Origin of the sequence: Azohydromonas caseinilytica, assembly GCF_012927045.1 — a bacterium.
Taxonomy (GTDB): Bacteria; Pseudomonadota; Gammaproteobacteria; order Burkholderiales; family Burkholderiaceae_C; genus Azohydromonas; species Azohydromonas caseinilytica.
The window spans coordinates 25,197-41,530 of record NZ_JABBFW010000039.1 but is presented as its reverse complement, the minus strand read 5'-3'; the positions used below and the strand labels follow the sequence as shown (position 1 = coordinate 41,530).

The following is a 16,334-nucleotide window of genomic DNA, read 5'->3' as shown; positions in this document are numbered from 1 at the left end:
CCGTGATCGTGAACAAGCGCAGCATGGCCGCCGGTTATGCCGGGCTGGACAACGAGCTGTTCTACATGGACAAGACCATGATGGTCTTCGGCGACGCCAAGAAGGTGGTCGAGGAGATGGTCAAGGCGGTGGAGTAGCCCGCGCTTTCCCACTGCGCTTCAAGGCCGCCTTCGGGCGGCCTTTTCCTTACCAATTTCTTGCCGCGCCTACTTCTTGCCGCGCCTACAGGCGCAAGCTCCCATTGCCGCAGCAGCGTGATATTCCGAAGATTTTCCGTTGCAGCCTGTTGGCCCTATTTCTATTGGGGCGATGGCCGGTAATCGCTGATCTTCGGGGTGCCGTGCGCGCAATACTGAATGTCTTACGCAATAAGGCCGTACCGGTTGTGATCAGTTTTATTCGTAAAACATTATCTCAGTCTGCAGCTCCTGCATCTTTCTGAATTGATCATCATCAAAAGCTGTTTGCCTTCCGGACAAGCGGCTTGCCGTTGTGGTATGCCACCGTGGAGTTTGCGGAATGGGATTCTCTTTGATATGTCAAAGGCTGCTGTTGCTGGTGGCGTTGCTGTGTGGTGTTGCACTGCCGGCTGGCGCGGCAGTGGCCGGGCCGCGCAGCAACATCCTGTTCATCCTGGTCGATGACATGGACTATGCGCTGTTCCAGCACATGCCCAAGCTCAAGCTTCTGCTCACCGACCGGGGCATGGAATTCCAGAACAGTTTTGTGAGCCTGTCTGTCTGCTGCCCGTCCCGGGCTTCCATCCTGCGCGGCCAATTTGCGCACAACACCACCATATTCGGCAACGTGTTTCCAAACGGCGGCTTTCTCAAGGTTTACCAGAGCGGTATAGAAGCCTCCACCATGGCCACCTGGTTGAAACAGTCGGGATACCGTACCGGGCTGGTCGGGAAGTACATGAATCAATATCCGGACCCCAAGGTCGGGCCCACTTATGTGCCGCCGGGCTGGAGCCTCTGGTTCGTGCCCAATGGCGGAGACATGGACCTCCAGTACAACTACAAGATCAATTTCAACGGCACCACGCAGCGCTACGGCGAGGCGGCAGAGGATCACTTGAACGACGTGCTGCTGCGGCAGGCCCAGCGTTTCATTCATGAAGCCGCCGCCGATCCGCCCCATCAACCGTTCTTCCTGATGCTCACGCCCACGCTGCCGCACCTGCCAGCCGTGGCACCGCCCCGGTACCTGAAGCTTTACGGCAACCTCAAGGCGCCGCGTACGCCCTCATTCAACGAGCCCGACATGAGCGACAAGCCGCGCTGGATGCGCAACCTGCCGCCCGTCAGCGCCTGGCAGCAAAGAAAGATCGACCAGCGCTACGTGCGCCTGCGCCGCGCCACGCATGCACTGGACGACATGGTCGAAAGCCTGGTGCAGGCACTGCAGGCTTCCGGCCAGCTGGACAACACCTACATCGTCTTCACCTCGGACAACGGCGTGCACATGGGACAGCACCGGCTGGCCACCGGCAAGGGCCGCGCCTACGAGGAAGACATCCGCGTGCCCCTGGTCGTGCGCGGCCCGGGCATTCCGGCCGGCCATCGGGTGACGCACCTGGCGGCCAACGTTGACTTGGCACCAACCTTTGCCGCCATCGCGGGCGTGACGCCGCCCGATTTCGTGGACGGCCGCTCCCTGGTGCCGCTGTTCCGCAGCACGCCGCCGGCACGTTGGCGCCAGGCGCTGCTGCTGGAGAGCCAGCCCATTGCCCCCGAGAAATCGTTCCACGGCCTGCGTACGGCCACGAACCGGATGTTCGCCCTCTACGGCAACGGTGACGGCGAGTTCTACGACATGGACGTGGACCCCTACCAGCTCGACAACCGCTACGACACCATGCCCACCGCGCTGAAGGCCGCCCTGACCAAACAGGCCCGCGCCTTGCGCACCGCCAAGGGTGCGGCGCTGCGTGCGGCCGAGGAGGTGCGCGCCGGCAGGTGAACCGCCGCGGGGCGTCGAGTGGGTCGTGCGCAAGGTGCAGATGAGCCGTTCGGCGCGCCGCCTCATGGAAAGCTTTGTGCGGGTGCCGTCGCGGCCGCGACCGACAGCCCGAAGCCTCAAGCCAGCGCCATGTAGACGTTCCAGGCGCTGATCGCGGTAACCAGGCAGCCGACGATCGTCATGAGCGTGCGCGCCTGCAGCCGCTTGCACAGCAGCGCGGCGAACGGGGCGGCGAACAGGCCGCCGAGTACCAGGCCGGCGACCAGGGTCCAGGTGCTGGGCTCGCCGGCAAGCAGGATGAACGAGGTGGCGCCGGACAGCGTCAGGAAGAACTCGGCGAAGTTCACCGAGCCGATGGTGGTGCGCGGGTCGCCGCCGGCGCCGATGAGGTTGCTGGTCACCACCGGCCCCCAGCCGCCACCGCCGGCGGCATCGACGAAGCCGCCCAGCAGGGCCAGCTTGGCCACATGCCTGGGCGGCTGGCGCTGCTGAACGCGGTGGCGCCAGGCTTTGCGCAGGATGTAGAGGCCCATCAGCACCAGGTACGCCGACACGAAAGGCTTCAGTGCCTTGCCGTCCACCTGCGTGATCAGCACCGCGCCCAGGATCGCGCCCAGGCTGCCCGGCACCAGCAGGCGCAGGAACAGCCCCTTGTTGACGTTGCCCAGCCGGACGTGCGAGATGCCCGACAGCCCGGTGGTGAACACCTCGGCGATGTGCACGCTGGCGCTGGCCGCTGCGGGCGTGGCGCCGGCACTGAGCAGGAAGGTGGTGGCCGTCACGCCGTAGGCCATGCCCAGCGCGCCGTCGATGGCCTGCGCCAGCACGCCCACCGCCACCGCACTCCAGAACACCGGGCTGGCCAGCGTGTCCTTCACGATCTGCGTCCCGCTGCCGCCGTGCTCGCCGAAGAACAGCCGCCAGGCCAGGAAGGACAGCAGCCCGCACAAGATGGACACCGCCGCCCACATCGCGAAGCGCAGCTCCGGGTGGTGGTCGGGATGGTGCGACAGCTCCTCGGCGACGGGCGCGTCGGCGGACAGCGGCGGGGCCAGCGGGCGGGCAGCGACGTCGAGGGAGGAGGCTTCCATGGCGCAAGGCCCGGCAACTGCGATATGCCGGGAACAACGATGAAGAGTCGCCAAGGTAATGAGGCCCTTGCGCCGCGCCTACGAAGCTTTTTCGGCTTCCTTATGAGCTTTCCATGCTTGTAAGACGCTGCAAATGCACCCTTTGCCGGTTATCAACTCGTTGCTCCTGCAGTGGCGGCAATGCGGCAGGCCGGAGCCGGGTTCCCGGCCACCGGGTCCCGCGGATGAGTGGATGTGCGGCTCAGCGCGCCAGCCAGCCGCCGTCCACCGCCAGGGTGAAGCCGTGCACGTAGTCGGCGGCGGCGGAAGCCAGGAACACCACCGGCCCGGCCAGGTCCTCGGGCCGGCCCCAGCGCCCGGCCGGGATGCGCTCCAGGATGGCCTCATTGCGCCGGGCATCGGCGCGCAGCGCCTCGGTGTTGTCGGTGGCCATGTAGCCCGGCGCGATGGCGTTGACGTTGATGCCGTGCGGCGCCCACTCGTTGGCCAGCTCGCGCGTGAGGCCCAGCACGCCGCTCTTGGACGCCGTGTAGGAGGGCACGCGCACGCCGCCCTGGTAGGACAGCATCGAGGCGATGTTGACGATCTTGCCGCCGCCGCCCTGGGCCACGAGGCGCCGGGCCACGGCCTGCGACAGGAAGAACACGCTCTTGAGGTTGAGATCGACCACCTCGTCCCAGTCCCGTTCGCTGAACTCCAGCGCCTCGGCGCGGCGGATGGTGCCGGCGTTGTTGACCAGGATGTCCACCCGCCCGAAATGCGCCGCGGCCTGCGCCACCAGCCCATCGAAACCGGCGATGTCGCCGAAGTCGGTCTGCAGGTGCAGGGCCGGCGTGCCGCGCCCGGCCAGCAGCGCCAGCGTCTCGTCGGGGCGTGTGCGGGTGAGCGCGACGATGCGCGCCCCGGCATCGGCCAGCGCCAGGGCCATGCCCTGGCCCAGGCCCTTGTTGCAGCCGGTGACCAGCGCCACGCGGCCGGAGAGGTCGAAAAGCTTCTTGTCGTTCATGTGGGTACTTCCTTGTTGTCCGGGCGCGGTGCGGTGGTGATGAGGCTCGGAGACGGCCTTACTTCGCGATGCCCAGTTCGCCCATCAGTTGCTTGAAGAAGGCGTTGTCGCGCTCGATCACCTTCTGGAACGCCGGCGCGTCGGCGTAGGCGTGAGTGAGGTCGAGCTTGGCCAGGGCATCGCGGAACTCGGCCTCGTTGGCGGCCTTCTGGCTGGCGGCGCGCAACGTGTCCACCACCGGCTGCGGCGTGCGCTTGGGCGCCACGATGCCGCGCCAGGTGCTGATGCTCACGTCGATGCCCTTCTCCTTGAGCGTGGGCACCTCGGGGAAGCGCTTGACGCGCTGGTCCGCCATCACGGCCAGCAGCCGCAGCTTGCCGCCCGCCACATGCTGCGCCACCTCGGCCGGGCTCACCGTCACGGCCTCGATGTGGCCGCCCATCAGGTCGTTGATGGCCGGATTGGCGCCGGCGTAGGGCACGTGCATGAAGCTCACGCCGCTCTTGCGGCCGAGCTGCTCGGCGGCGAGGTGCCAAATCGCGCCCACGCCGGAGTTGCCCACGCGCACCTTGTCCGGATAGGCCTTGGCATGGGCCAGGAAGTCCTCCACCGTGCGCCAGGGCGCATTGGCGTGCACGGTGATGGCGCTGGGCTCGGCATTGAGCAGGGCGATGGGCACGAAGTCCTGCGCGGTGAAGCGCGCCGTGCCCAGGTGCGGCAGCATCGTCATCTCCACCGTGCCGACGCCGACCTTGTAGCCGTCAGGGCGCGCCGCCATCACTTCCGTCAGCCCGATGGCGCCGCCGGCGCCGGTCTTGTTGGCCACCACCACGGACTGCGGCAGGTGCTTGCGCAACGAGTCCGCGAAGGCGCGCGCCACCGCGTCGGTGCCGCCGCCGGCCGGGTAGGGCACGACCAGCTCGATGGGGCGCGCCGGGTAGTCCTGCGCCAGCGCCGCCGGCGCCTGCAGCAGTGCCAGCGCGCCCAGTCCGGCCAGCAGCGCGGTTCTTCTCTTCAGGCTCATGTCTGTCTCCTTCTTGGTGGTGAAGCGCCTGCTCTGGCGTCAGGCGCGTGGGAATGCAGGCAGAGTCGGAGCCGGTCTGCGCCGGTCTGCGCCGGCCTGCCGAGCCTGCCCGGAGCGGGCTCAGCCGCGCAGCGCAGCCCAGGCCGTGACGAAATCGCGCGCGCGCCGCGCCACTTCCGCCACCGCCATGCCCGGCGCGTACAGCGCCGAGCCCAGCCCGAAGCCGGCGGCACCGGCTCTCACATACGGGCTCATCGAGTCCGGCGTGATGCCGCCCACCGGCAGCAGCCGCGTGTCCGTGGGCAGCACCGCGCGCATGGCTTTCAGTACCGGCGGCGTGATCAGCTCGGCCGGAAACAGCTTCAGTGCATCCGCGCCCGCGTGCAGCGCCGCGAAGGCCTCGGTCGGCGTGGCCACGCCGGGCACGCACAGCAGGCCGTAGGACTTGGCGCTGCGGATCAATGCCGTGTCGGCATGCGGCATCACCACCAGCTCGGCGCCCAGGCCGGCCAGCCGTTGCACCTGCAGCGTCTGCAGCACGGTGCCCGCGCCCACCAGCGCCTCGGCCGGCAGCGCCTTGCGCAGCCGCTCGATGCTGTCGAAGGGGTCCGGCGAATTCAGCGGCACTTCGATGAGGCGGAACCCCGCCTCCACCAGCGCGGCGCCGACGCCCTCGGCCTCCTCGGCCCGCAGTCCGCGCAGGATCGCCACCAGCGGCAGCGCCCGCAGCGCGGCCTCGAAACGCGCCTGCAACGGCTCCTGTGTGCCCATCGCTGTCTCCTGTGTGCTCATGCCGCCGCGCCGATCAGCCCGGCCGCGCCGGCGAAGCGCCACAGCCCCTGCGGCGCGGTGTTGCCCAGCTCGGCCGCCGGCGCCCGGCCGAAGGCCGCCAGCGCCTGGGCGTAGCGCCGCGACAGCGCGGCCTCGCCCACCAGCAGCAGCGGCATCTCGTCCGGCGCCGCCATGCCCGGTTGCGCCAGCGCCGAGACGATCTCGTGGCCGATCAGCAGCCCCGAGAGGTAGTCCGCCAGCGCGGGCCCGGGCAGCCGGCCGGTGAGGCCCAGCGTGCGCACGGCAAAGAGCTCATGCGTCAGGTCGCCGGGCCGGCTGGCGCGGGCGCGCTCCACGCCTTGGTTGAAAGCCGCCGCGGCGACTGCGGGCTCGCTCTCGCCCTCGGACATCAGCTGCCCCAGCAGCGAGTGCTGGCGCAGCACGGCATAGACCTCGCCGGTCATGGCGGTGCGGAAGGTGGTGACCCGGCCGTCCTCGACCCAGGCCCATTTCGAATGCGTGCCCGGCAGCACCAGGCAGGCGCGCCGCGCCCACTGCGGCTGCCGCGCCAGCGCGCCGGCAATTTGAATCTCCTCGCCGCGCATCACGTCGGGCGGCTCGTTGCCGGGCGCGTACAGCAGGCCCGGCGCGATCCACAGCGGCCGGCCCAGCGCGTCGTCCACGCGGGCGGCGTGCGCGGCCAGCGTGGTGACATCGGCCGGGCAGCCCACGTAGGGCGCCTCGCGCCACCCCTGCGCGCTGCCCACCATGCCGCAGGCCACCAGCGGCAGGCGCGGCCCGTCGCGCAGCCAGTCGCCGGCGATGGCCGACAGTGCCTGCGTGAAGCCGGCATGCCCGGGCTGCGGCAGGTGCCGAAGGCCCTGCGAGCTTGCGCGCTCGGCCACCACCGCGCCGGCGGCGTCCATCAGGAAAGCGCGCAGGCTGGAGGTGCCCCAGTCCAGCGCCACCAGGGCGGGGCGCGCGCCCCGCCGGTTCAGCTCGGTTTCCATCCCAACTCCTTGGACAGTGCCTCGGCGCGCTGGCGCACCACCGGCGCCAGCCGCGCCATGCGCTCCTCGGGCATCCAGGGCAGGGCGCTGGCCACGCTCAGGCCCGCCACCACCTGCCCGCTGATGTCGCGCACCGGCGCGCCCACGCAGCGGATGCCCAGCTCGTTTTCTTCCAGGTCCAGCACCACGCCCTGCGCGCGGTAGCGGCGCATCTCTTCGAGGTACAGCGTCCAGGGCCGCAGCGGCGGCTTGTCCTCCCGGCCCTGGCGTGCCTCCTCGGCGCGGCGGTACAGCGCCTCCCAGCGCGTCTCGTCCATGCCCAGCATCAGTGCCTTGCCCACGCCGGTGGAGGCCAGCGGCATGCGCTGGCCGATGCGCGAGCGCATCTCCAGCCCCTTCGTGCCGGAAACCTTGTCCAGATAAAAAACCTCGTCGCCCTCGACGCTGCCCAGGTGCACCGTGTCGCCCGTCTGCTGCGCCAGCGCCTCCAGGTGCGGACGCGCCAGCGCCGCCAGCGGCCGCTGCTCCAGCGCGCGCTGGCCCAGGAACAGCAGCTTTGGGCCCAGCAGGTAGCCGCGGTACGGGATGTGGTGCAGGTAGCCCTCCTGTACCAGGCTGCCCAGCATCCGGTGCGTGGTGCTGCGCGGCGTGCCCAGCCGCGCCGCGATGCCGCGCACGTCATTGACCCCTTCCGCCACGCATTCCAGCAGCGCCAGCCCACGCAGCAGCGTCTGCGTGCCGCTGGCTGTGCTGCGGCCTTCCGCAGCGCCGCCCGTGGGCGCTTCAGCGTCGTTCACGGGTCGGTCGGAGGTGGGAGTGAGCGGGTGCATGGTGTTTTTCATCGTAGGGATGCAGCAGTAGAAGTGTCAAATATCGGTTATCAAGCCCAAATAGTGAGAGTGTTGACCGTTTTTGGCTGAAGTTCCTAGCATTCGCGCCCTTCTTGGCCCGGTTTCCGAGAGGGGAGCCGCGCCGGTTCGCGAAGCAAGGAGAAGCACGATGTACGAAGACTTGAAGGGCCGGCGGGTGCTGGTGACCGGTTCGACACAGGGCATTGGCTGGGCCGCGGTGCAGGCGTTTGCGCGTTGCGGGGCGCGGGTCGGTTTCAACGGCCGCACCGCGCCGGCCGACCTGGCGGCGCGGCTGGACGAGCTGGGCGCCCAGGGCGGCGAGGGGTTGTTCCTGGAAGGCGACCTCTCCAGCACCCAGGCCTGCCGCCGCGTGGTGGAGGGCTTCGTCGAGCGCTTCGGCGGCATTGACGTGCTGGTCAACAACGCCGGCGGGCTGGTGGCGCGCAAGCCGCTGCCCGACATCGACGACGCCTTCTTCGACGCCGTGCACGACCTCAATGCCCGCTCGGCGCTGATGACCACGCGCTTCGCGCTGCCGCACCTGAAGGCCTCGGCGCAGGCCAGCGGGCGCAGCAGCGCGGTGATCCTGGTCGGCTCGGTGGCGGCGCATGTGGGCGGCGGCCCCGGCGCGGGGTTGTACGGCGCGGCCAAGGCCTGGCTGCACAACATCCAGAAGAACTGGGTGACGTACCACAGCGCCGATGGCATCCGCTTCAACACCATTTCGCCCGGCACCTTCGACACCGCCTTCCACGCCGACAAGTCGGCCGAGACCAAGTCCGCCATCGCGCGCGGCATCCCCATGGGCCGCCTGGGCCGGCCGGAGGAGGCCGCGCCGGCCTTCCTGTTCTTCGCCTCGCACGCCGCCAGCGGCTACATCACCGGCCAGGTGCTGGACATCAACGGCGGCCAGTTCATGCCCTGAGCCGTACCGTCCGGTGGCCCGGGGCCGTCCTGGGGCATGCGGATTGCACGCCCGGTGCTGCAGGTTCGCCTTGCGCGGGCCGGTAGCATCGCGGGTTCCGTCCGCCGGCGTGGTGGAGTGCACAGGCTTGCGCAAGGTGTTCGCGCGAGCCGGCCGTTGCCACCCCGGCAGCTGGGGCAGCCCGTGGGTTGCCGCTGTCCGGGAAGGTGGCGGCCCGTCGGCGGGCCCAAGCGAGCAGCCTCATGAACGACCGCCAGCGCCCCGCCCTGTTCACCCCATCCGCCAGCCCCGGCCCGGCTGCGGAAGAGGGCGCGGGTCTGTCGGCGGACTTTCGGGCCCTGTTCGATGCGGCGCCCACGCCGCTGCTGGTGGTGGACGTGCCGCAGTTCCGCATCGTCGCCGTCAACGACGCCTACCTGCACGCCACCATGGCGCGGCGCGAGGCGCTGCTGGGCCTGCCGATGTTCGAGGCCTTTCCGGACGACCCTGACGATGTCGAGGCCTGCGGCGTGCAGAACCTGAGCGCCTCCCTGCGTCGCGTGCTGGCCACGCGGCGCCCCGACGCGATGCCGCTGCAGCGCTACCCCATTCGCCGCCCCGCGGCGCTGGGCGGCGGCTTCGAGGAGCGCTGGTGGAACCCGATCAACACGCCGGTGCTCGGCAGCCGGGGCGAGGTGACGCTGATCATCCATCGCGTCGAGGACCTTACCGAAGCCATGCGGCTGCGCAGCGGATGGGACGCCGAGACACGGCGGCCGCAGGAGCTGCAGGCGCTCATTAACCAGCTGCGCGCCGCCGCCGTGGCCGCCGCGCAGGCGCAGACGGCGCTGCGGGCCAGCGAGGCGCGGCTGGCCCTGATCTTCGAGCGCGCGCAGGTGGGCCTGTCCGAGATCGCGGCCGACGGGCGCTTCCTGCAGGTCAATCCGGAGCTGGCGCGCATCGTCGGGCGCAGCACGGAGGAGGTCTGCCGGCTCACGGTGGCCGAGGTCACGCATCCCGACGACATGGGCCTCACCGTGGAGGCCGTCTCCAAGGTGCTGTCCACCGGCGTGTCCGCCACGCTCGACAAGCGCTACCTGCGCCCGGACGGCTCCTTCGTCTACGCCCAGAGCAGCGTCACGCGGCTGGACCCGGGCGACGGCAGCGAGCCGCGGCTGCTGGCCGTCACCATGGACATCGGCGCACGCCGTGCGGCGGAGATCGCGCTGCGCGACAGCGAGCAGCGCTTTCGCGCCATCGTGGACCTGGTGCCCGACCTGCTGTGGAGCAACGACGCCGACGGGCGCGTGGACTGGTTCAACGGCCGCTGGAGCGAGTACACCGGGTTGACGCAGCAGGAGGCTCGCGGCGAGGGCTGGATGGCGGTGATCCACCCTGATGACCTGGCCGACACGCGCGCCCTCTGGCGCCATGCGCTGCAGCAGCAGGAGCCCGTGGTGCACGAGCACCGCATCCGCCGCCACGACGGCCAGTACCGCTGGCACCTGGTGCGCTCCCAGCCGCTGGCCAGCGTGGACGGCCAGCGCCCGCGCTGGTTCGGCTCGGCCACCGACGTGCACGAGCAGCGCATCGCCCGCGACCTGCTGGAGCGGCGCGTGCAGCAGCGCACCAGCGAGCTGCGCGCGGTGCTCAACAGCGCCGCCAGCGCCATCATCGCCACCGACCGCGCCGGCCGCGTCACCACGCTCAACCCGGCCGCCGAGGCCCTGTTGCGGCTGCCCGCGGTGCAGGCCGCGGGGCGCCCGGTGACGGACTTCATGGACCGCCGCGCGCTGCAGCGCTGCTTTCATCGGCTGCCGCTGGAGGTGCAGCAGCTGGTGCGCCCGCAGGCCCGGCCGCGGCAGCGCGGCCGCCAGGGCGCGCAGGGCAAGGAGTGGCCGATCCTGCGCGCGGACGGCAGCCGCTTCCCGGCGCTGCTCAACGTCAGCGTGCTGCATGACGAGCTGAGCCACGCCACCGGCTTCCTGGCCGTGGTCACGGATCTCAGCGAGCGCAAGCGGCTGGAGGAGGCGCTGCGCCAGCGCACCGCGCAGGCCGAGGCGGCCAGCCGCGCCAAGAGCACCTTCCTGGCCCACATGAGCCACGAGTTCCGCACCCCGCTCAATGCCGTCATCGGCCTGAGCCACCTGCTGGCGCAGATGAGCCTGCCGGAGCGGGCGGTGGGCTTCGTGCGCCACATCGAGCAGGCGGGCGAGCAGCTGCTGGCGCTGATCAACGACGTGCTGGACCTCTCGCGCATCGAGGCCGGCGAGATGCAGCTCGAACGCGTGCCCTTCGCGCTGGCCGAGCTGCTGGAGTCGGCCTGCGCGCTGGTACAGCCCCAGGCCGACGCCAAGGCACTGATGCTGCGGCTGGACCTGGCGCCTGGGCTGCCCGCCACGCTGCTGGGCGACCCGCTGCGCCTGAAGCAGGTGCTGCTCAACCTGCTGGGCAACGCCGTGAAGTTCACGCCCGCCGGCCATGTGACGCTCAAGGTGACGCAGGCGGCACGCGAGGGCGCGCGCGCCACGCTGTGCCTGGAGGTGATCGACACGGGCATCGGCATCGCGCCGCAGGTGCAGGCGCGCATCTTCGAGGCCTTCACCCAGGCCGATAGCTCCACCACGCGGCGCTTCGGCGGCACGGGCCTGGGCCTGTCCATCGTGCGCCGCCTGGTGGACATGATGGGCGGCGAGCTGACGCTCGACAGCACGCCGGGGGAGGGCAGCCGCTTCACGGTGCGGCTGCCGCTGGAAGTGGCGCAGGACGGCGCGCCGGTGGCCTGAGCGGCATCGCCGTCCCGTCGCCGCACGGACGGAAATCCGTCCCTCCCGGGCCGCCAGGAGTCGGATTTCAGTACGCCCGCCGCCGCCCTCGGCGCTTCGCGCTCTTGCAAATCAACGACTTGCGCGCGATGCCGGCATGGCGTCGCCTTGGCACGCTCCCTGCGATGAGTCGGGCATCGCGGCCCGTTCGGGGCCGCCACGTTCCAGGAGACCGTCCCGATGTCCTTCCGCTCGCGCCTCGGCCTGCTGCTGCTCGGCCTGCTGCTGGGCGCGGCCGTGCGCGCGCAGGACATGGACACGCTGGAGCGCATCGCGCAGACCGGCACCATCAGCCTCGGCCACCGCGAGGGCTCGGTGCCTTTCTCCTACTACGACGACCGCAAGCAGGTGGTGGGCTACTCGCACGAGCTGATGCTGCGGGTGCTGGACGCCATCAAGGCCGAGCTGAAGCTGCCGGCGCTCACCATCCGGCTCGTGCCGGTGACGACGCAGAACCGCATTCCGCTGGTGCAGAACGGCACCGTGGACCTGGAATGCGCCGCCACCTCGCACACGGTCGAGCGCGAGCGCCTGGTGTCGTTCTCCCATTCCATCTTCGTGGTCGGCCTGCGGCTGCTGGTGCACAAGGATTCGGGCATCCGCGACTTCGCCGACCTCGCCGGCCGCACGGTGGCCGTCACCGGCGGCACCACCTCCGAGCGGCTGCTGCACACCTACAACGAGCGCCACGGCCGCCGCTTGCAGATCCGCGTCACCCGTGACCAGAGCGCCACCTTCCGCCTGCTGCAGGAAGGCAAGGCCGACGCCGTGATGCACGACGACGCCCTGCTCTACGGTGAGCGCGCCAAGGCGCCGCGGCCCGAGGACTGGATCGTGGTGGGCACGCCCATGGCCTCGGAGGTCTACGGCTGCATGCTGCGGCGCGGTGACACCGCCTTCAAGCAAGTTGTGGACCGCGCCCTGGAGCGGCTGATGCACTCCGGCGAGGCGCGCCAGATCTACACCCGGTGGTTCCAGCGTCCGATCCCGCCCAAGGGCCTGAACCTGGGCTGGCCGCCCTCCGAGGCGCTGCTGGAGCTCTACCGCCACCCCAACGACCGGCCGCTGGGATAGCAGCGTCCTGATCCACCGAGCACCGTGCCGCGGCCAACCGCCGTGGCGCTGCAAGGGTCCGCCCGCGCCGCACGAGGGCGCGGGCGGACCGCTCCCCCGAACCACACACCACACAGGCAGACAAGCATGCTCAAGAAGTTCTCCCGCGCGTTGGCCCTGACCGTGGCCGGCCTGGCACTGGCCGCCGCGGTCCATGCGCAAACCAAGTCGCAGGTCGTGATCCTGGCCACCGGCGGCACCATCGCCGGCGCCGGTGCCAGCGCCGCCAACAGCGCCACCTACCAGGCGGCCAAGGTGCCCGTGGACAAGCTCATCGCCGGCATCCCCGAGGTCGGCAAGCTCGCCGACGTGCGCGGCGAGCAGGTGTTCCAGATCGCCTCCGAAAGCTTCACCGACGAGAGCCTCATCGCCCTGGGACGCCGCGTCGCGGCGCTGGCGAAGCAGGACAACGTGGACGGCATCGTCATCACGCACGGCACCGACACGCTGGAGGAGACCGCCTTCTTCCTGAACCTGGTGGTCCCCACCGACAAGCCGGTGGTGGTGGTGGGCTCGATGCGCCCGGGCACGGCGCTGTCGGCCGACGGCGCGCTCAACCTCTACAACGCCGTGGCCACGGCCTCGGACCGCGCCTCGCGCGGCAAGGGCGTGCTGGTGGTGATGAACGACGAGATCCACTCGGGCCGCGACGTCAGCAAGGCCATCAACATCCGCACCGAGGCCTTCAAGAGCCCCTGGGGCGCGCTGGGCATGGTGGTGGAAGGCAAGACCTACTGGTTCCGCGCCCCGGTCAAGCGCCACACGGTCAATTCCGAGTTCAACATCGACGCGATCAAGTCGCTGCCCAGCGTGGGCATCGCCTACGGCAGCGGCAATGCCACCGACGTGGCCTACCGCGCGCTGGCCGCCTCCGGTGCCAAGGCGCTGATCCATGCCGGCACCGGCAACGGCTCGGTGTCGGCGCAGGTGGTGCCGGCGCTGCGCGAGCTGCGCGCGCAGGGCGTGCAGATCATCCGCTCCACGCGCGTGGGCGGCGGCGGCTTCGTGCTGCGCAACGCCGAGCAGCCCGACGACCAGTACGACTGGGTCGTGGCGCATGACCTGAACCCGCAGAAGGCCCGCATCCTGGCCGCGCTGGCCCTGACCCGCACCACGGACGCGCGCGAGGTGCAGCGGTATTTCATGGAGTACTGAGCACGCGGTACCGCCCAAGGAAGGCACGACCTGACGGTGGCCGGAACGCTGAAACGTTCCGCCCTCTACTTCGTCATCCCCGCGCAGGCGCCCACCCTTGGTGAGCGCCCAGGCGGGCCCCAAGTCGGCCATGAGCAGATGGGTGGGAATGCCTGGGCCTTGGGCTTGTAGCGCTGCCAATGGGCTCGCGCTCTGACGTGGGGCCGCCTGGGCGCTCACCAAGGGTGGGCGCCTGCGCGGCAATGACGAAGTGGTAGGCGGAGCGCTTGAGCCTCCGGGCAACAACAACATCTCTCACGCTCCGCGTGAGTCTTCATCAAGGAGTACCCCGTGACCTGGGACTGGCAAGTCTTCTGCAACAGCACGCTGGGCGAGGAGCCCACCGGCAGCTGCTTCGGGCAGAACGGCGACATCACGTATCTGGACTGGCTGATCTCGGCCTGGGGCTGGACGCTGTCGGTGTCGGCCCTGGCGCTGATCGTTGCGCTGGCGACGGGCATCGTCATCGGCATCCTGCGCACGCTGCCCTCGGCGCGCTGGCGCTTCGTGGGCAACGCCTGGACGGAGCTGTTCCGCAACATCCCGCTGCTGGTGCAGATCTTCCTGTGGTACCACGTGCTGCCGCAGGTCTTCCCGAAGTTGCAGGCACTGCCCGGGATGGTGCTGGTGGTGTTCGCGCTGGGCTTCTTCACCTCGGCGCGCGTGGCCGAGCAGGTCAAGGCCGGCATCCAGGCCCTGCCGCGCGGCCAGCGCATGGCCGGCCTGGCCATGGGCCTGACGCTGCCGCAGACCTACCGCCACGTGCTGCTGCCCAACGCGCTGCGCATCGTGGTGCCGCCGCTGACCAGCGAGTCGATGAACATCATCAAGAACTCGGCCGTGGCCTTCGCGGTGTCCATCGCCGAGCTGACCATGTTCGCCATGCAGGCGCAGGAAGAGACCGCGCGCGGCGTCGAGATCTACCTGGCGGTCACGGGCCTGTACTTCCTGTCGGCGCTGGCGGTCAACCGCGTCGCCGGCTTCATCGAGCGCTCGGTGCGCGTGCCGGGCCTGGCCCATGGAGGCGCCAAATGAACAGCCCCCACGTCGCTTCGCTCCTGCCCCCCTCGGGGGCGCAGGCCTCCCTTGAGACGGCTCGGCAGGAGGCCTGATGATGAACCTCGACTTTTCCTTCCTCACCGGCCCCGTGCTGGTGGACTACGTCTCCAAGGGCTTCCTGTTCTCGATCCAGCTCACGCTGGTGGCGATGATCGGCGGCATCGTGCTGGGCACGCTGCTGGCGCTGCTGCGGCTGTCGGGCAAGCCCTGGCTGGCGGTGCCCGCGGCGGCCTACGTCAACACCATGCGCAGCGTGCCGCTGGTGATGGTGATCCTGTGGTTCTTCCTGCTCGTGCCGCTGCTGCTGGGCCGCACCCTGGGCGCGGAACTCTCGGCCATCGTCACCTTCACGCTGTTCGAGGCCGCGTACTACTCGGAGATCATGCGCGCGGGCATCCAGAGCGTGCCGCGCGGCCAGGTCTACGCCAGCCAGGCCATGGGCATGACCTACCGCCAGAGCATGACGCTGGTGGTGCTGCCGCAGGCCTTCCGCAACATGCTGCCGGTGCTGCTGACGCAGACCATCGTGCTGTTCCAGGACACCAGCCTGGTGTACGCCATCGGCGCCTACGACCTGCTCAAGGGCTTCGAGGTCGCCGGCAAGAACTTCAACCGGCCCGTGGAAACGTACCTCGTCGCCGCGGTCTTCTACTTCACCATCTCCTTCAGCCTGTCCATGCTCGTGAAGCGCCTGCAGGCCCGCATCGCCATCATCCGTTGAGCACAGCCATGATCAAGATCCGCAACGTCAGCAAGTGGTACGGCAGCTTCCAGGTGCTCACCGACTGCAGCACCCACATCGAGAAGGGTGAAGTCGTGGTGGTCTGCGGCCCCTCGGGCTCGGGCAAGTCCACGCTGATCAAGACCGTCAACGCCCTGGAGCCTTTCCAGAAGGGCGACATCGAGGTCAACGGCACCAGCATCGCCGACCCCAAGACCAACCTGCCCAAGCTGCGCAGCCACGTCGGCATGGTGTTCCAGCACTTCGAGCTGTTCCCGCACCTGTCCGTCACCGAGAACCTCACGCTGGCGCAGATCAAGGTGCTGGGCCGCAACAAGGACGACGCCCTCAAGCGCGGCCTGAAGATGCTCGACCGCGTGGGCCTGATGGCGCACAAGGACAAGTTTCCCGGGCAACTGTCCGGCGGCCAGCAGCAGCGCGTGGCGATTGCGCGCGCGCTGTCGATGGACCCGATCGTGATGCTCTTCGACGAGCCCACCTCGGCGCTGGACCCGGAGATGGTCGGCGAGGTGCTGGACGTGATGGTGCAGCTCGCCAACGAGGGCATGACCATGATGTGCGTGACGCACGAGATGGGCTTCGCGCGCAAGGTCAGCCACCGCGTGATCTTCATGGACCAGGGCAAGATCATCGAGGACTGCAGCAAGCAGGAGTTCTTCGGCAATCCGGACGCGCGCTCGCCGCGGGCCAAGGAATTCCTGTCGAAGATCCTGCAGCATTGAGCTGCCGGGCAGGGCGACAGGCCTGAGCCCGCCTTGCCCATCGCTCCCACCCCGGCA

General features: G+C 69.7%; 15 protein-coding genes. 9 read left to right on the top strand and 6 right to left on the bottom strand.

Translation table 11 applies throughout. The features are described 5' to 3' along the window. Both HHL10_RS27735 and HHL10_RS27730 read left to right on the top strand, forming a co-directional pair. Positions 1 to 137, top strand: a 137-nt coding sequence (locus HHL10_RS27735; protein WP_169163657.1) for an NAD(P)(+) transhydrogenase (Re/Si-specific) subunit beta, incomplete at its 5' end; no start/stop codon positions are given. Positions 138 to 519: 382 nt separating this feature from the next. Then, the gene (locus HHL10_RS27730) at positions 520 to 1,965 is read left to right on the top strand and encodes a sulfatase family protein (RefSeq protein ID WP_169163656.1); all 1,446 of its coding nucleotides are present in this window, start codon (positions 520 to 522) and stop codon (positions 1,963 to 1,965) included. A 116-nt stretch (positions 1,966 to 2,081) separates the two neighbouring features. Here the strand turns inward: HHL10_RS27730 and HHL10_RS27725 are convergent, their stop codons facing one another. The 6 genes from HHL10_RS27725 to HHL10_RS27700 form a co-directional block, all read right to left on the bottom strand. Next, positions 2,082 to 3,056 (bottom strand): sulfite exporter TauE/SafE family protein, encoded by a 975-nt coding sequence (locus HHL10_RS27725; protein ID WP_169163655.1) that lies wholly within the window; start codon positions 3,054 to 3,056, stop codon positions 2,082 to 2,084. Positions 3,057 to 3,297: 241 nt separating this feature from the next. After that, positions 3,298 to 4,062 (bottom strand): 2-dehydro-3-deoxy-D-gluconate 5-dehydrogenase KduD, encoded by a 765-nt coding sequence (gene kduD / locus HHL10_RS27720; RefSeq protein WP_169163654.1) that lies wholly within the window; start codon positions 4,060 to 4,062, stop codon positions 3,298 to 3,300. Positions 4,063 to 4,120: 58 nt separating this feature from the next. Next, entirely contained in the window at positions 4,121 to 5,086 is a 966-nt protein-coding gene (locus HHL10_RS27715; RefSeq protein ID WP_169163653.1) for a tripartite tricarboxylate transporter substrate binding protein, read from the bottom strand. Between the two features lie 120 nt (positions 5,087 to 5,206). After that, entirely contained in the window at positions 5,207 to 5,878 is a 672-nt protein-coding gene (locus HHL10_RS27710) for a 2-dehydro-3-deoxy-6-phosphogalactonate aldolase (RefSeq protein ID WP_375138992.1), read from the bottom strand. After that, positions 5,875 to 6,855 carry a 2-dehydro-3-deoxygalactonokinase gene (locus HHL10_RS27705; protein WP_205833256.1) on the bottom strand — a complete coding sequence of 327 codons (981 nt, stop codon included), beginning with the start codon at positions 6,853 to 6,855 and terminating at the stop codon, positions 5,875 to 5,877. Before HHL10_RS27705 ends, HHL10_RS27710 begins: the two co-directional genes overlap by 4 nt. Further along, positions 6,852 to 7,697, bottom strand: a complete 846-nt coding sequence (locus tag HHL10_RS27700; RefSeq protein ID WP_235971839.1) for an IclR family transcriptional regulator — start codon at positions 7,695 to 7,697, stop codon at positions 6,852 to 6,854. Before HHL10_RS27700 ends, HHL10_RS27705 begins: the two co-directional genes overlap by 4 nt. 169 nt (positions 7,698 to 7,866) lie before the next feature. On the opposite strand from HHL10_RS27700, the gene HHL10_RS27695 reads away from it, so the two are divergent. From HHL10_RS27695 to HHL10_RS27665, 7 genes are all read left to right on the top strand, one after another. Beyond that, positions 7,867 to 8,643 (top strand): SDR family NAD(P)-dependent oxidoreductase, encoded by a 777-nt coding sequence (locus HHL10_RS27695; RefSeq protein ID WP_169163649.1) that lies wholly within the window; start codon positions 7,867 to 7,869, stop codon positions 8,641 to 8,643. A gap of 242 nt (positions 8,644 to 8,885) precedes the next feature. Next, complete coding sequence (locus HHL10_RS27690; protein ID WP_169163648.1) at positions 8,886 to 11,408, top strand: PAS domain-containing sensor histidine kinase; 2,523 nt, start codon at positions 8,886 to 8,888, stop codon at positions 11,406 to 11,408. Between the two features lie 219 nt (positions 11,409 to 11,627). Then, positions 11,628 to 12,521, top strand: coding sequence for a transporter substrate-binding domain-containing protein (locus HHL10_RS27685; RefSeq protein ID WP_169163647.1), 894 nt, complete (start codon positions 11,628 to 11,630; stop codon positions 12,519 to 12,521). A gap of 126 nt (positions 12,522 to 12,647) precedes the next feature. After that, positions 12,648 to 13,715, top strand: a complete 1,068-nt coding sequence (locus tag HHL10_RS27680) for a type II asparaginase (RefSeq protein WP_169163646.1) — start codon at positions 12,648 to 12,650, stop codon at positions 13,713 to 13,715. 330 nt (positions 13,716 to 14,045) lie between these two features. Then, positions 14,046 to 14,789, top strand: a complete 744-nt coding sequence (locus HHL10_RS27675) for an amino acid ABC transporter permease (RefSeq protein ID WP_169163645.1) — start codon at positions 14,046 to 14,048, stop codon at positions 14,787 to 14,789. Between the two features lie 79 nt (positions 14,790 to 14,868). After that, positions 14,869 to 15,534, top strand: a complete 666-nt coding sequence (locus tag HHL10_RS27670; protein ID WP_169163661.1) for an amino acid ABC transporter permease — start codon at positions 14,869 to 14,871, stop codon at positions 15,532 to 15,534. 8 nt (positions 15,535 to 15,542) lie between these two features. After that, positions 15,543 to 16,277 carry an amino acid ABC transporter ATP-binding protein gene (locus HHL10_RS27665; RefSeq protein ID WP_169163644.1) on the top strand — a complete coding sequence of 245 codons (735 nt, stop codon included), beginning with the start codon at positions 15,543 to 15,545 and terminating at the stop codon, positions 16,275 to 16,277. Positions 16,278 to 16,334 lie beyond the last annotated feature (57 nt).

Bases quoted from the DNA above. Each gene is read 5' to 3' on its own strand.
- HHL10_RS27730 (WP_169163656.1), top strand. From the start codon at position 520: ATGGGATTCTCTTTGATATGTCAAAGGCTGCTGTTGCTGGTGGCGTTG.
- HHL10_RS27725 (WP_169163655.1), bottom strand. From the start codon at position 3,056: ATGGAAGCCTCCTCCCTCGACGTCGCTGCCCGCCCGCTGGCCCCGCCG.
- kduD (WP_169163654.1), bottom strand. From the start codon at position 4,062: ATGAACGACAAGAAGCTTTTCGACCTCTCCGGCCGCGTGGCGCTGGTC.
- HHL10_RS27715 (WP_169163653.1), bottom strand. From the start codon at position 5,086: ATGAGCCTGAAGAGAAGAACCGCGCTGCTGGCCGGACTGGGCGCGCTG.
- HHL10_RS27710 (WP_375138992.1), bottom strand. From the start codon at position 5,878: ATGAGCACACAGGAGACAGCGATGGGCACACAGGAGCCGTTGCAGGCG.
- HHL10_RS27700 (WP_235971839.1), bottom strand. From the start codon at position 7,697: ATGCACCCGCTCACTCCCACCTCCGACCGACCCGTGAACGACGCTGAA.
- HHL10_RS27695 (WP_169163649.1), top strand. From the start codon at position 7,867: ATGTACGAAGACTTGAAGGGCCGGCGGGTGCTGGTGACCGGTTCGACA.
- HHL10_RS27690 (WP_169163648.1), top strand. From the start codon at position 8,886: ATGAACGACCGCCAGCGCCCCGCCCTGTTCACCCCATCCGCCAGCCCC.
- HHL10_RS27685 (WP_169163647.1), top strand. From the start codon at position 11,628: ATGTCCTTCCGCTCGCGCCTCGGCCTGCTGCTGCTCGGCCTGCTGCTG.
- HHL10_RS27680 (WP_169163646.1), top strand. From the start codon at position 12,648: ATGCTCAAGAAGTTCTCCCGCGCGTTGGCCCTGACCGTGGCCGGCCTG.
- HHL10_RS27670 (WP_169163661.1), top strand. From the start codon at position 14,869: ATGAACCTCGACTTTTCCTTCCTCACCGGCCCCGTGCTGGTGGACTAC.
- HHL10_RS27665 (WP_169163644.1), top strand. From the start codon at position 15,543: ATGATCAAGATCCGCAACGTCAGCAAGTGGTACGGCAGCTTCCAGGTG.